Annotated in this window: 12 protein-coding genes; all 12 read left to right on the forward strand. The window is 51.5% G+C overall.

From position 1 onward, the window contains the following. The 12 genes from I8U19_RS08035 to I8U19_RS08090 all read left to right on the forward strand — a co-directional run bounded on the left by I8U19_RS08035 (position 1) and on the right by I8U19_RS08090 (position 15686). Entirely contained in the window at positions 1-777 is a 777-nt protein-coding gene (locus I8U19_RS08035; RefSeq protein ID WP_198055643.1) for an enoyl-CoA hydratase-related protein, read from the forward strand. Between the two features lie 19 nt (positions 778-796). After that, entirely contained in the window at positions 797-2332 is a 1536-nt protein-coding gene (locus tag I8U19_RS08040; protein WP_033100231.1) for an acyl-CoA carboxylase subunit beta, read from the forward strand. 164 nt (positions 2333-2496) lie between these two features. Then, complete coding sequence (gene xylB / locus I8U19_RS08045; protein WP_198055644.1) at positions 2497-3996, forward strand: xylulokinase; 1500 nt, start codon at positions 2497-2499, stop codon at positions 3994-3996. A 360-nt stretch (positions 3997-4356) separates the two neighbouring features. Beyond that, positions 4357-5292 carry a ketopantoate reductase family protein gene (locus I8U19_RS08050; protein WP_198055645.1) on the forward strand — a complete coding sequence of 312 codons (936 nt, stop codon included), beginning with the start codon at positions 4357-4359 and terminating at the stop codon, positions 5290-5292. A 90-nt stretch (positions 5293-5382) separates the two neighbouring features. Next, positions 5383-6765, forward strand: a complete 1383-nt coding sequence (locus I8U19_RS08055; protein ID WP_198055646.1) for an MFS transporter — start codon at positions 5383-5385, stop codon at positions 6763-6765. Between the two features lie 78 nt (positions 6766-6843). Beyond that, entirely contained in the window at positions 6844-8490 is a 1647-nt protein-coding gene (gene bshC / locus I8U19_RS08060) for a bacillithiol biosynthesis cysteine-adding enzyme BshC (RefSeq protein WP_198055647.1), read from the forward strand. A gap of 45 nt (positions 8491-8535) precedes the next feature. Further along, positions 8536-9795 (forward strand): adenosylhomocysteinase, encoded by a 1260-nt coding sequence (locus I8U19_RS08065; RefSeq protein WP_033100234.1) that lies wholly within the window; start codon positions 8536-8538, stop codon positions 9793-9795. 140 nt (positions 9796-9935) lie between these two features. Continuing rightward, entirely contained in the window at positions 9936-10367 is a 432-nt protein-coding gene (mraZ, locus tag I8U19_RS08070; protein ID WP_033100235.1) for a division/cell wall cluster transcriptional repressor MraZ, read from the forward strand. Between the two features lie 11 nt (positions 10368-10378). Further along, positions 10379-11326 (forward strand): 16S rRNA (cytosine(1402)-N(4))-methyltransferase RsmH, encoded by a 948-nt coding sequence (rsmH, locus tag I8U19_RS08075; RefSeq protein ID WP_181735410.1) that lies wholly within the window; start codon positions 10379-10381, stop codon positions 11324-11326. A 32-nt stretch (positions 11327-11358) separates the two neighbouring features. Continuing rightward, positions 11359-11724 (forward strand): cell division protein FtsL, encoded by a 366-nt coding sequence (ftsL, locus tag I8U19_RS08080; protein WP_052154060.1) that lies wholly within the window; start codon positions 11359-11361, stop codon positions 11722-11724. Between the two features lie 60 nt (positions 11725-11784). Continuing rightward, positions 11785-13548, forward strand: a complete 1764-nt coding sequence (locus I8U19_RS08085; RefSeq protein ID WP_052154061.1) for a peptidoglycan D,D-transpeptidase FtsI family protein — start codon at positions 11785-11787, stop codon at positions 13546-13548. A gap of 227 nt (positions 13549-13775) precedes the next feature. After that, positions 13776-15686 carry a stage V sporulation protein D gene (locus tag I8U19_RS08090; protein WP_198055648.1) on the forward strand — a complete coding sequence of 637 codons (1911 nt, stop codon included), beginning with the start codon at positions 13776-13778 and terminating at the stop codon, positions 15684-15686. Positions 15687-15694: the final 8 nt, after the last annotated feature.

Genomic DNA, 15694 nt, shown 5'->3' on the forward strand with positions numbered 1-15694 from the left:
ATGCCTTCAATTTTGCTTGAGAAGAAAGAGGGCTTGGCCATTGTAACGATCAACCGCCCCGAAGTGCACAACGCCCTGAACCGGACCGTATTGAGCGAACTGGCGCAGGTGACGGAAGAATTGGCAAACGACCGGCAGACGCGTGTTGTGATCATTACCGGAGCAGGGGAGAAAGCATTTTCTGCGGGAGCGGACTTGAAGGAGCGGCGTACGATGTCGGAGGACGAAGTTCGTCACTTTATCAGGCTGATCCGCGATACATTCACCAAAATTGAGCAAATGCCGAAGCCGGTCATCGCCGCGGTCAACGGAGCCGCTTTCGGCGGGGGAACGGAACTGGCTCTGGCCTGCGACCTTCGTATCGTTGCCGAACATGCCATGCTGGGGTTGACCGAAGTTTCGCTCGGCATCATTCCCGGGGCCGGAGGGACGCAGCGCCTGTCGAGACTCGTGGGAAAAACGAAAGCAAAAGAATGGATCTTCACAGCCAGGAAGGTGACGGCAGCGGAAGCAGAGCGCTGGGGTCTGGCCAATCAGGTAACGCCCCGGGGGAAAACGCTGACAACGGCGATCGAGTGGGCACAAGCGATCAAAGAGAATGCACCGCTGGCCTTGGCTCAGGCCAAATTGGCCATCGACCGTGGTCTGGAGACCGATCTGGAGACGGGTCTTCTGTTGGAAACCAAGGCATACGAGACGCTGATCCCGACAAAAGACCGGCTGGAAGGGTTGGCCGCCTTTAAAGAAAAAAGAAAACCACGCTATACTGGCGAATAGAAGCGGGGAGGGATCCGAAATGAAAGAGACATGGTCCGAGGAATTGAAGGAAAGGATTGAAAAAATTGAGGCCGGCGGTGCTCCGAAATATCATGAAAAACTGAAGCAGCAGAAAAAACTGTTTGTACGGGACCGGCTGCGGTTGCTCTTTGATGATGATGTTCAGCTGGAAGACGGAAAGTTCGCCAACTTCATGGCCGGGGACTTGCCGGCAGACGGAGTGGTGACCGGGATTGGCCGGATTCACGGCCAAACGGTATGCGTGATGGCCAATGATTCAACAGTCAAAGCCGGATCGTGGGGGGCCCGCACAGTCGAGAAAATCATTCGCATCCAGGAAACGGCAGAGAAGTTGCAGGTTCCGATCATTTATCTGGTTGATTCCGCCGGGGCGCGCATCACCGACCAAATTGAAATGTTTCCCGGGCGCAGAGGGGCGGGACGGATTTTTTATAATCAGGTGAAACTTTCGGGCATGGTTCCGCAGGTCTGCGTTTTGTTCGGCCCGTCGGCAGCCGGTGGTGCTTATATTCCCGCCTTTTGCGATATCGTCATCATGGTGGACAAAAATGCCAGCATGTATCTGGGGTCGCCGCGGATGGCGGAAATGGTGATTGGCGAAAAGGTGACATTGGAGCAGATGGGAGGCGCCCGCATGCATTGCTCCGTGAGCGGCTGCGGTGATGTGCTGGCATCGAGCGAAGAAGAGGCGATCGCCGCGGCCAGGCGTTATCTGAGCTATTTTCCGGCCAATTATCTCGGTAAACCGGCGATGGCAGAACCGAAGCAGCCGTCGCCGGAAGCGCGACCCATTGCCGAAATCGTGCCGGATCATCAAAATTCGCCTTTTGATATGCTCGAACTGGTTCACAGCCTGGTGGATGAAGGTACTTTCTTTGAAATCAAAGCTCTGTTCGCCCGTGAACTGATTACCGGCTTCGCCCGCTTGAACGGACGGGTGATCGGGGTGGTGGCCAATCAGTCCAAAGTGAAAGGCGGCGTTTTGTTCGTCGATTCGGCCGACAAGGCTGCCCGCTTTATCACGCTGTGCGATGCCTATCAAATTCCGCTCCTGTTCCTTGCCGATGTACCCGGGTTTATGATCGGAACCCAGGTGGAACGGGCCGGGATTATCCGTCACGGGGCGAAGATGATTGCGGCTATGTCGGAGGCGACGGTTCCCAAAATCTCTGTCATCGTGCGCAAAGCGTACGGAGCGGGTTTGTATGCCATGGCCGGCCCCGCCTTTGAACCGGATGCTTGCCTCGCCCTGCCAACGGCGCAGATTGCCGTGATGGGGCCGGAAGCGGCGGTCAATGCGGTTTACAGCAATAAAATCGCTGAGTTGGAGGAGCCGCAACGAACCCGATTTGTCATGGAGAAACGGGAGGAGTATAAAAAGGATATCGACATCTATCGTTTGGCGAGTGAACTGATCGTCGATGATATCGTTGCTCCCGAGCGGTTGCGGGATGAGCTGATTGCCCGCTTTGCCGCATATGAATCGAAACAGATGACATTCAGCAAACGAAAACATCCTGTCTACCCGGTCTGACAAGAAAAGGAGCCCTGCCCGGCTCCTTATTTTAAAAGGGGCATGTCCATCCGTTTCCTTCCCTTCCGCCGGGCGAAGATGCACCCATGGGGCGGACATAAATGCCGGAGTCGGGAAAGGGGCGATTTTTTTGTGGGAAACATGCTGGAGCAAGAGGTGAAAAGATGAAATATGTAATCGGGATCGATCTGGGAACCAGCAGTGTCAAAACGATTTTGGTCAATCAAAGGGGAGAGGTTTGCGCGGAGGTTTCCAAGAATTATCCGCTGATTCAGATGAAATCCGGCTACAGCGAGCAGGATCCGGAGGAATGGGTCGGGCAAACGGTATCGGCCTTGTCCGAGCTGCTTTCCCTTTCCCGCGTCAACCCCGCAGATATTGAAGGAATCAGCTATTCCGGGCAGATGCACGGGTTAGTGCTGTTGGATGATCACCATCAGGTGTTGCGTCCGGCAATTCTTTGGAATGACACGAGAACCACTGCGCAGTGTACAGCAATTGCCGAGGCATTGGGAGAGGATTTGCTGCGGATCACAAAGAACCGCCCGTTGGAGGGATTTACACTGCCCAAAATTTTATGGGTAAAGGAGCATGAACCGGAAATTTTCAAGAAGGCCCGGGTATTTCTTTTGCCCAAGGATTATTTGCGGTTCAGGATGACCGGAGTGATCTGCAGCGATTTTTCGGATGCGGCCGGGACGTTGCTTTTGGATGTGGCGGAAAGGAAATGGAGTGCGGAGATTTGCCGCCAGTTGGGAATTCCGCCGGAGATTTGTCCTCCTCTTGTGGAGTCCCACGAATTTGTCGGCACCTTGCTTCCTGAGATTGCGCAGCTGACCGGGTTGCGGAGGGGGACAAACGTTTTTGCCGGCGGGGCGGATAATGCTTGCGGGGCAGTCGGGGCCGGAATTTTATCGCCAGGAATCACGTTGTGCAGTATCGGAACATCCGGCGTCATTCTGTCCCATGAAGATCAGAAGGAGCGGGATTTCAAAGGAAAAGTGCACTTTTTTAACCATGCCAAAGCCGGTTCCTTCTATGCTATGGGCGTTACCCTTTCCGCCGGTTACAGCCTGAGCTGGTTTAAAGAGACTTTTTTCCAAAATGAAACGTTTGAAGGATTGTTGCAAGGTGTTAACGAGGTTCCGCCCGGTTCCGGCGGGCTGCTCTTCGCTCCTTATCTGTTTGGAGAGCGAACACCGCACGCCGACTCGGCGATCCGGGGCAGTTTCATCGGAGTTGATGCGGCTCATCGCAAAGAGAATTTTGTGAGGGCTGTTATGGAGGGGATCACGTTTTCGCTACATGAGACGATCCGGATTTTCCGAAGTGAAGGAAAAGCGATTGACCGGATCATCTCGATCGGCGGAGGAGCCAAAAACCAATGCTGGCTGCAAATGCAGGCGGATATTTTTGGCGCCGAGGTGATCAAACTGGAAAGCGAGCAGGGACCTGCTTTGGGTGCAGCTATGCTGGCGGCATTCGGTTGCGGCTGGTTTGCATCGCTCGAGGAATGTGCAGAACAGTTTATCCGCCCGTCTTCGGCGTTTTATCCGCAATCGGAGGCAGTGAAGAAATACCAGGCGCTCTTTGAGATTTATCAGGAAATTTATGCGAAAACCAAAGGGATCTGCCATGCCATGCAGTCTCTGAAAACGTGGTAAAAAGGAAAGCGTGGAAACGATCTTCCGCAGATAATCTTTGGTTGAGCCGATTTGCCTGTGCCTGTTGAAGAGAGGGAACAGTAAAGACAAATGACGGTTTGGGGATGCGATTTGACAGTAAATGCCCTTTGCTCCATATACGGCAAAGGGCTTCAGCTAGTTGACCACTTCCGGCAGTCGTTTAAGTAATTGGCATGTTTTCTTAACGGACGGATCAGCGTTTTCCTCCGGATTTTACTTGCATCCGCGGGTTGTCAGGTTTGACATGAATATATCTGTGCCTGTAAGGCTACTTTTGTTATACTCAAATGGAAGAAACGAGAAATCTGCCTTGGGCAAAAGAAATGGAGCGTGAATAAAATGCGGGTGGCTATTCTGGGGTCCGGTTCACTGGGACTGCTGTGGGGAGCGCGAATGCAGCCGCTTTTCGGGGAAAATCTGCTTCTGTTGACTAGAACAAAGGAGCAGGCAGAATTGCTGAATCGCGAAGGAATCCGCTTTATCGGCCAGGGCGGAGAAACGGAACAACGTGCTTGTCATGCCGTATGCAGTGATGAGATGCCTGAAGGGAAGATCGACCTGTTGCTTGTCATGGTCAAACAAACGCATTTGTCGGCCATTCTTCCTGTGATTCAAAAAGGAACTCACCCGGAATCGCAAATTATTTTTTGGCAAAACGGATTAGGGCATCAGGAGAACATTGCCCGACTGACAGATCGCCCTTGGACTTATCTGTCGGTGACCACCGAGGGGGCATTGAGGGAAGGAGACAACGTGATTCGCGGAACGGGAAGGGGAGAGACGTCCATCGGTTTATATCCCCCGTCAGAGGAAAAACCTCACCCTCTGCTTTTGCGCTGGATAAACATATTGAAGGAGCAAGCTGGGTGCAACATCCTATATGATCGGCAAATATTGCATAAGATATGGGGAAAGCTGGCTGTCAATTGTGTGATCAATCCACTGACGGCGCTTTACGGGGTGAAAAACGGAGCACTCCTCTCACCCGAGTATCAAGCGGAGTGGAAAGAGATTTTACATGAAGTGGTTTTGGTGGCGAACCGGGAGGGAATTCCCTTATCCTATGCGGATCTGGACGAGAAGGTGAAAAGCGTCTGCAAACAAACGGCAGGAAACTTTTCGTCAATGCTGCAGGATGTCATGAGGGGGAATAAGACGGAGGTCGATTTTATCAATGGGGCGATTGTACGGCTTGGCCGGAAACACCGGATCGATACACCGGTCAATTTGCGTCTTGTGAATCTGATCCATGAAAAGGAAGAACAAATGTTATAATAAGAAAGGTTGAGCAGCGAAAAGCAATCAAACTGTTATCCGTACATGAAGCCGGGCTTTCGGTTTGCCATTGATCGTGGAGGGGGTATTTTGGCGCGTTCAAAGCGGTTTTTTTCATTTGAAACGTTTGTCCTGGCAATTATATTGGGTACGGTGGATGCCATTTTGGTCACACCGGTTTTGCCATTTATCATGAAGGAGTACGGATTGCCCATCCATTGGACGATATGGGTGATCTCCCTATATATGGCTTTTTTCTCTTTTTCGCTTCCAGTCATGGACAGCTGGGCGGTGAATACCAGCCGCACAAAGGTGTTTATTCTCTCGGTCGCTTTTCTGGCGTTTGGGTCACTGACAGCGATTCTGGCGAAAAAATGGGTTTGGTTTATGTGGGGAAGGGTAATTCAGTCTGTCGGGGCCAGCGGGCTGGTTCCATGCGTTTCCGTCTATGCCCGCCGTTTTTTGAACCGCCCCGGCAAATGGGGGAAGCGGGTCATCCTGTTCGGACTGGGATTTGGGTTTATTCTCATGCCTTTGCTTTCCGTTTCCTTCGCGCATGAACTGGGATGGCGTTCAGTCTTTTTTGTCCACCTGCTTTTACTCCTGTTGCTCCTCCTGATTGTCAGGCGATGGAGCCTGCCCGATCAACCGCGGCGGGTAAAAGGAGCTTCGGGTGAGTCGATTCTTTTCTTCGGACTGACGATCCTGTTTTTGATGACGGCGGTGTCCAGTACCGATTTTTTGGAAGGCCTGCCCGCTTTTTTCGACCGGGATGTTCTTCCCTTATGGATTGTGGCCATCGGCATGGTTGTCCCTCTGTTTATGGTGGAACGCCAGGAGAGACAGCCTTTTTTTGACCCCCACCTGTTTGCCCACTGGCGGCTCTGGCTGTTATATTTACAAGTGGCGCTGTGCGGCTTTGCCTGGGTGGCCCTGCTTTTGGTGCCGGTATGGCTGGTTCGGGTGACCCGGTCGAATGATTTCGGCATCGGGGCACTGCTCTCTTTCATCCTGTTCTGTGTATTGTTTTCGCTGCCGCTGATACACGGTCTGACCCGCAAATGGAATTTAAGGCGAACCATGTCGCTCGGATTCAGTCTGGCGGCGGTTTCCTATCTCGTTCTGGCTTTCGGAAATCACGGGATTTGGTTCTTTTCCGCCTTGGTTATGCTGGGATTCAGTTTCAGCTTTTCATTGGTTGCCCCTGTACACCAGTTTTTATTTTCCTGGGTGTCGCCGAGGCAGATTCGGAATGGATTAACGGCTTTGGGGATGTTTCGCACGGCGGGCGGGGCCATCGGCTTGACGGCGCTGGCGAGGCTGTTCAGCTCATTTAGTATCAGGTCGGCGGTTTTGACCGATCCGTTGAAGAGAGCGGCCGAGAGCAATATGCTTTTGTTTGCTGCGGGCGTGTCGTTGCTGGGGCTGGTTGTCAGTTTGTTGTTGCCTTTAAATAGACAGAAAGAGGTATAAGTCATTTCAGCTGATCATTTTGTTCATGATATACTATAAATGTAGGTTTTTAAGCTTATTTTGAAGAAGGAGTTCCATATGAAGCTGGAAACCATTAACGTTCAAGAAGGAACGGGTTTATTTCATTCTTATCTTGAAAATGAGGCATTTGTTCGTTCCTTTTATGCATATACACCCTGGGAGAAGGAAAGCATCAGCAAACGCGTTTCCTACCTGGATCAAATGCGGCCTGGGCTGGCTGCACCGCGCCTCAGATTAGTTGAGGCGCTTCAATCTTATCTGGAACCGGAGCTGTCTCATCCGGCGGTTATCCGCAATCTGGAACGGTTGAAAAATCCGGACAGCTTGGTTGTGATCGGCGGTCAGCAAGCCGGTCTGTTAAGCGGTCCCCTTTATACGATCCACAAGGCGATCACCGTTATCCAATGGGCCCGGCGGGCTGAGGAAATGCTGAACCGCCCGGTGATCCCTGTCTTTTGGATTGCCGGCGAAGATCATGATTTTGAGGAGGTCAATCATATTTGGATTGATCACCCGGAGAACAAATCGCGCAAAGTGAAACTGGAAGTTAAAGGGAAACCGAAACAGCCGGTCTCTGCTTACGTTCTCACCCCGGAGGAAACCCATTCCTGGCTGGAGTCGCTCGCACGTCTGCTGCCTGATCATGAGCATAAAAAAGAGTGGCTTGACAGAATGAAGCAATTGATTGGGGAGCCGCTTTCGTGGACCCGTTTTTTTGCGAGAGTGATGCACGATTTCTTCGGAAAATGGGGGCTTGTGCTCATCGACTCGGCGGACCCGGGGCTGAGGAAACTTGAAAGCCCCTTTTTCAGGGAATTGATTATGAAAAGCCCCCGGCTGCTGCAACACGTTGCCGAAAAAACGATCATGCTGGAGCAGTGGGGATTCCCGGCTCCGGTCGAGCTGAAGGACAATCAAGCCAACCTTTTCATCCTGATTGACGGCGAACGCTATCCGTTGTACCGGGAAGGGGAGGTCTGGCAGGCAGGAGAAACGGGTCACCGCTTTACGGAAGCAGAATTGCTCCATCTGGCGGAAACGGCCCCTGAACGATTCAGCAACAATGTGATCACAAGGCCGTTAATGCAAGAGTATCTGTTCCCGGTTCTCTTTTTTGTCGGAGGGCCCGGTGAAATTGCCTATTGGGGAATACTGCGGGAAGCTTTTCGCGAAATGAGGCTGGAGATGCCCATTGTGCTGCCGCGTGAACAGTTGACGTTAATCGACCGGCTGGCGGAAAAGCGAATCAATGATTTTTCCCTGTCTTGGATGGATGTTTTCAGCCGTCTCGAAGAAAAGAGGGCCCAATGGCTGGAAGAAAGAAAGCCTCCGGAGCTGGAAAGCCGGTTTTTGCATGCCAAAGAGTCCATTCAGGCTCTCCACCGCCGGCTGACCGATGAACTGGCTGGGGAAATCGGCATGAATATGCGGGAGATGGGCCGTAAAAACGAGGAGAAGGTTTTGGCGCAGATAGACTATTTCTACCGCTTTGCCAAAAAAGCGATCGAAACGAAGCACGGGGCAGGCTTACGTCAATGGGATGAGCTGATTGCCTCGGTCAGGCCGGACAGGAAACCGCAAGAGCGGGTCTATAATGTGATTCAGTATTGGAACTTATACGGGATCAACTGGATCGATGAATTGGTGGAAACATCTTTCGTTGACATTGATCGAGCTTTGCGGCATCATTTTGTTATCTTGTAAAATCGCCGTTTCAGTTTTGTTATCTCATACATAAGGGGGATTATGATGAATCCTGTGGAAAAAAGCATAGTTCGCGATCTCAATCTGGCTCCGAATGGCCGCCTGAAAATGGACTGGGCCCGTGAGCACATGCCGGTCTTGAATCGGCTGCGTGAACGGTTGTCGGCAGAAAGACCGCTCGCCGGGCAAAAAGTGGCGATCTCGCTTCATCTGGAAGCAAAAACAGCTTGCCTGGCGGAACTGATTCGCGATGCAGGCGCCGATGTTGCTATTACGGGGAGCAATCCGCTGTCCACACAGGATGACATCGCTGCTGCTCTCGCTGTATCGGGGATTACCGTCTTTGCCAAATATAATCCGAGCCCGGAAGAATACAAAGATCACCTGATCAAAACATTGGAAACGAAACCGGATCTGATTATTGACGATGGCGGGGATCTTGTCAGCATTCTGCACTCGGAACGTCCCGATCTCCTGGAAAACGTCAAAGGAGGATGTGAAGAGACGACCACCGGAATCCTGCGCCTCCGTTCGCTGGAAAAAACGGATGAGCTGCGATTCCCGATGGTGGCCGTGAACGACGCATACTCCAAATTTTTGTTTGATAACCGTTACGGTACCGGGCAGTCTGTCTGGGATGGGATCAATCGCACCACCAACCTGGTCGTTGCCGGCAAAACAGTGGTTGTCGTCGGCTATGGCTGGTGCGGACGCGGTGTGGCAATGCGTGCGAAGGGGCTTGGCGCGCAGGTGATCGTCACTGAAGTGGATGCGATTAAGGCGACGGAAGCCCATATGGACGGCTTTATTGTGATGCCGATGGCAGAAGCGGCGAAGTTCGGGGATTATTTCGTCACCACCACCGGGAACAAAGGAGTGATCAGCGCTGATCATTTCCACGTGATGAAGCCAGGTGCGATTTTGGCCAATGCCGGTCATTTCAATGTGGAAATCGATGTGGCGGCATTGGAACAAATGGCGGTCAGCAAACGGGTGGTGCGGAAAGATATCGAGGAGTTTTTGCTGCCTGACGGGCGCAAGTTGTATCTCCTGGCCGAAGGGCGTCTTGTCAACCTGGCGGCGGGCGACGGTCATCCGGCGGAAATCATGGATATGACTTTTGCCCTGCAAGCCCTTTGCCTGTTGTATGTGCATGAAAACCATGACAAAATCGGGCGCAAAGTGATTGATGTTCCTTACCAGATTGATGAACAGGTGGCCCGGTATTTCCTGGAGGCCAATGGAATCCGAATCGACCGTCTCACCGAAGAGCAAGAGAAATATTTGGCCAGCTGGCAGTTATAATTTATCCAAAAAATGGAAATAAACTTCTGGAATCCTGCACGCGGGTGCAGGATTTTTTAATGGGCGTGTGGTATAATTAGCAATGTGGTGGGAAGTGGAGGGAAGTGGTGAAAAGGGGGAGCGAGGGGAGGCAAACTGGCATGTTCATGGGTGAATATCGACACAACATCGACGATAAAGGCCGATTGATCGTGCCTGCCAAATTTCGCGATGGATTGGGCGAAACCTTTGTGATCACCCGTGGACTGGATCAGTGCCTATTTGCATACCCCGGCTCAGAGTGGACACAATTAGAGCAGAAACTTAAATCACTTCCATTCACGAAAGCTGACGCACGCAAGTTTACCCGTTTCTTTTTCTCTGGAGCATGCGAAGTCGAGCAGGATAAGCAGGGAAGGATCAATATTCCCGGACATCTGCGAGACTACGCCAAGCTTAAAAAGGAATGCGTGATTATCGGGGTTTCCACCCGTGTGGAAATCTGGTGCAAAGAGCTGTGGGAGGACTATTACAGCAGCTCGGAAGAGTCTTTTAATGAAATTGCGGAAAGCATCGTGGATTTGGATTTGTAAATGAAGGATGTATGAATGTGTTTTTGCATGAAACGGTACTTAAAGAAGAAGCAGTAAATGGACTTCGCGTTAAACCGGATGGCATCTATGTGGATTGTACCCTGGGCGGTGCCGGGCACAGCAGGATGATCGCCGAGCGGCTTCAACCGAATGGGGTTCTGATCGGCCTTGATCAAGACCAGATGGCACTGGATCACGCCCGGAAGCGGCTTCAGGATGCGCAATGCCGCCTTCATTTGGTGAAAAGCAATTTCCGCTTCCTGGATCAAGTGATAAAAGAGCTGGGATACGACCATGTGGATGGATGTTTGTTTGATTTGGGCGTTTCTTCGCCCCAATTGGACATTGGCGAGCGCGGATTCAGTTACCAGCACGACGCACCGCTCGATATGCGAATGGATGAAACAAGTGAGCTCACCGCCTACACCATCGTCAATGAATGGTCCCAGGAAGAGCTGACACGGATTTTGTTCGAATATGGAGAAGAAAAATTTTCTCGGCGAATTGCCAAAGAGATCGTAAACACAAGAGAAAAAATGCCGATCTCAACCACTCATCAACTGGTAGAAGTGATCAAACAAGCGATTCCTGCACCTGCAAGGAGAACAGGTCCCCATCCAGCCCGCCGTACTTTCCAAGCGATTCGCATAGCCGTAAACGATGAACTCAACGCCTTTGGAGATGCGCTGGCAGCTGCACTCCGAGTGCTCGGCCCGAACGGGCGAATTGCCGTGATCACCTTTCACTCATTGGAAGATCGGATTTGCAAGAAGTTTTTCCAAAAACATGCACAAGGATGTATATGCCCGCCTGATTTTCCGGTTTGCACATGCAATCAAAAAGCGGATTTGCGCATTATTACAAAGAAGCCGATTTTGCCGTCCGCCGAAGAAATAGAGAGAAATGCGAGAGCGCGATCGGCCAAATTGCGCATAGCAGAGAGAATAAAAGAGGGTTAAAGGAAGCTGGCAGTGTAAGGAGGATTTATATAATGAGAGAGGATCGTTTTCAAGCTGCAACGGCCCGTCCGCTCGAGAAGCCTTACACAGAAACAAAAAAGAAACGGGCAACATCTCCGAGCAAAGCACTCCCGGTCGGGGAGAAAATGCTCTATTTGTTCAGCGTGATCATATGCGTCGCTTTGGCGGTCTCCGTTCTGTCGAGATATGCCAAGGCGACAGAGCTAAATGTGGCCATCCGCAATACGGAACTCGAGATTTCCCAGACACAGAAGGAAAACCTTCAGTTAGAGTCAGAGATTCTGAAGTTGAAAAGTGTGGAGCGCATTCAGCAGTTTGCCGAAAGCAAAGGGCTCCAGTTGACCGCTCCAAAATATTTGCCTTCGATTCGGCCGTAGCCGGATAACGGCAGCGAACAAACCAAACTGACGCTAGTCGAAGATGGGAGAGGCTGAATCATGGGTTCGATGTTCAAGGAGAGCAAAAAGCGTTCTCTTCTCATCGGGCTCGTTTGGATCCTTTGTTTGAGCGTGATCATCGGGAGATTGTTTTGGTTGCAGACCTTCGATCATAATGAACTGTTGGCAGACGCCGAAAAAAAATGGATTTATGACGATAAGCTTAGACCCAAACGAGGCACCATATACGACCGAACGAGAGAGCAACCATTGGCTTGGGAAGTGGACGCTTATATCTTTCTGGCAGATCCGAAACAAGTGAAAAATCCGCACAAGACAGCATCGGTTTTGGCTCCGATTCTGAAGATCAGCGAAAGTTCCCTGTATAAACTGTTGACTTCATCCAAAAAATCCGTCGAGTTGAAAGCGGACGGTCATTATAAATACCCGGAGCCGGTTTACGACAAGGTCATGGCGTTGCGCAAGCAAGGGCAGCTTGAGGGCATTTATGCTTTCCCGACAACGATGCGCCAATATAACGGGAACGAAGCGGCGCACGTATTGGGGTATGTAAACTATGATGATGTTGCGGTGGGCGGGGTGGAGCAATATTATGATCGCTTGCTCAGGGGCAAAGAGGGCTATATTAAGTATTTAAAAGCCCGTAACGGAATGATGATCACCGATAAGCCGTCAAAAGATACTCCGCCGGAACCGGGAAAAGATCTGGTGTTGACGATTGATTCCCGCATTCAGCAGCAGGTTGAACTGGAACTGGATGAAGCAGTTCGGAATTATCAGGCAAAAGGCGGAACGGCGATTGTGGCCGACCCCAAAACGGGTGAAATTTTGGCGATGGCCAGCCGACCGACGTTTGATCCTAACCGGTATGCGGAAACGATCAACGATGATAACCGGAGGAACCGGGCGATTGAAAGCCAATTTGAACCGGGTTCCACGTTTAAAATTGTCACATTGGCTGCAGCGATCGAAGAGGGTGTGTTTCATCCGGATGCCTTGTACCAGTCCGGATCAATCCGCGTTGGGGATCAGGTGATCCGGGATTGGAACGAAACCGGCTGGGGGAGAATCACGTACCGTCAGGGAATCGAAGAATCAAGCAATGTAGCTTTTGTGCGTCTCGGTCAGATGCTGGGCAACAAGCTGGTCGATTATATTGCGCGCTTTGGTTTCGGCAATATTACCGATTCTTTTGGAAAACGCACCGGCATTGATTTGCCGGCAGAAGCCCGCGGCGTTTATTACGGCCGAAACTTGTATCCGGCCGAGTTGGCAACAACCGCTTTTGGACAAGGGATTTCGGTTACGCCGATTCAACAGGTGGCAGCAGTCAGTGCGATCGCAAACGGCGGGATCCTGATGAAACCGCATGTGCTTAAGGAAGAGTGGGACAGCGGATTGTCGAAAAAAGTGAAGGAGTACAAACCTGAGGGACACCGCATTATCAAGCCGGAAACGGCAAAACAGGTGAGAGATCTTTTGCGTGATGTTGTGGCACATGGAACGGGGGTTGAAGCTGAAATTCCCGGCTATCAGGTAGCGGGGAAAACGGGAACGGCACAGATTCCCGATCCTGAGGGAAAAGGTTATCTCAAAGGGAAATACATGGTCTCATTCATCGGTTTTGCTCCTTATGATCATCCAAATCTGGTCGTCTATGTCGCGATTGACCAACCGACAACCCCGACCGGTTCCGGTTCGGGAGGAACCGTGGCCGCACCGGTTGCGCGGAACATTATGAAAGCGGCATTGCAAATCAGGCATGTTCAGCCAGATCAGAGCTTCGCCGAGTCAATCAAATAGAGGTTTTCAGCCTGGCCCATAGGGGGTCGGGCTTTTTTTGTGGGGAATGCACCTGCGTCAGCTTTGCAGCCGGTGCGTGGTGCCCCCTTGATGCTGATGGCCTCTTTGCAGTGCATCCCTACTGCGGTTGCGTTGAAAGAACATATGTGTTTATGGGCCGGCGTCATTTTTTCTATTCTAGCTTCATAGTTTTTGATAAAGGAGCTTTTGAGAAGGAGAGGGGAAAAATGGCCGGCAGAATGACGTCGAAAAGGCGGCTCTTTTCATTGTTTCTGATCGCTTTGTTCGTGTTTATGGTCCTCCTGGGGCGATTGGCCTATGTTCAATTGTTTGAAGGAGTATGGCTGGCTGAAAAAGCGAAAGACTTGTGGAGCCGTGATATCCCATTTCAGGCAAAACGGGGGGACATTTTGGATCGGCACGGAAAAAAGCTGGCTTATAATATCAGTTCTCCTTCCGTGATCGCGATACCGGCCCAGATCAAGGACCCGGCAGGAACAGCGCAAAAATTGGCCCGAATCCTGGATGCGCCGGAAGAGAAAATCTACCAGCAGATCACAAAGCGCACGCTGTTTAATTGGATCCGGCCGTGGGGCAGGAAAATATCAGAAGAAAAAGCGCGCGAAATTCAAGGGCTTCGTTTGCCGGGAATCGCGGTGACAGAGGACAGCAAGCGATACTATCCCTACGGAAGCCTGGCGGCCCACGTTCTGGGATTTACAGGCGGTGACAATCAGGGATTGGCAGGGTTGGAACTGGTTTATGATGATAAATTGAAAGGAACCCCCGGGTATGTTTCATTTAGCGCGACAGCGAGCGGAGATAAGCTGCCGGGCGGGCATGACCGGTATACACCGCCGAAAGATGGACTGAATCTGGAACTGACGCTCGATTATCATATCCAAACCTTTATCGAGAGGGAACTGGATCAAGCGATGGCCAAGTATCAGCCGGAAAGTGTCCTGGCGATCGCGATGGATCCCAATACGGGAGAAATTTTGGGGATGAGCAGCCGCCCCACCTACCGGCCCGATCAATATCAGTTAACCGATCCGCTGGTATACAACCGCAATCTGCCAATTTGGAAAACGTATGAACCCGGTTCCACTTTTAAAATCATTACCCTGGCTGCCGCTGTTCAGGAGCATAAGGTCAACTTGAATGAAGGGTTTAATGATCCGGGTTATATCATGGTCGGCGGAGCGCGCCTGAGATGTTGGAAGGCGGGCGGACACGGGCACGAAACGTTTTTGCAGGTGGTGGAGAACTCCTGTAACCCCGGCTTTGTGACGCTTGGGCAGCGCGTAGGCAAGAAGGATTTATTCGCTTATATCCGCAAATTCGGTTTTGGACAGAAAACGGGGATTGATTTAAACGGAGAAGCGAAGGGGATTTTATTTAAGGAATCCAGGGTCGGCCCGGTTGAGCTGGCCACGACCTCCTTTGGGCAAGGGGTTTCGGTGACGCCGATTCAACAGGTGGCGGCCGTATCCGCTGCGGTCAACGGAGGGAAATTGATGGTTCCCCACTTGGCGAAGGCTTGGATCGATCCTGAAACCGGCAAAATAATTGAAAAGGTTCAGCCGAAGATGAGGCGCAGGGTGATTTCGGAAGAGACTTCCCGGATTGTCCGGAGTGCCCTGGAAAGCGTTGTTGCGCGCGGGACGGGGAACAAAGCGTATATCGATGGCTACCGTGTCGGCGGGAAAACCGGTACGGCACAGAAAGTAGGGCCTGACGGACATTATCTGCAAAACAATCACATCGTCTCCTTCATCGGTTTTGCCCCGGCGGACGATCCCAAACTCGTCGTCTATGTTGCTGTCGACAATCCAAAGGGGATCCAGTTCGGCGGTGTTGTTGCAGCCCCGATCGTGGGAAATATTTTGGAAGATTCGCTTCATTATTTGAAAATCCCGAAGCGGACAAAGCAAATCCCGCTGGAACAGACTCCGCTCACGACCCCGATCGTATCCGTTCCAAATCTGATCGGACAAGATATCGACCGGATTCGCAACAGTTTATTTTCATTTCCGCTCCAGGTAGTGGGAACGGGAGAAAAAGTGATCAATCAGATGCCCAAGCCCGGCGTTCGTGTAAAGAAAGGATCAACCATCAAGATTTATTTAGGGAATTAGACAAATAC

Origin of the sequence: Thermoactinomyces sp. CICC 10523, assembly GCF_016055105.1 — a bacterium.
Classification (GTDB): domain Bacteria; phylum Bacillota; class Bacilli; order Thermoactinomycetales; family Thermoactinomycetaceae; genus Thermoactinomyces_A; species Thermoactinomyces_A daqus.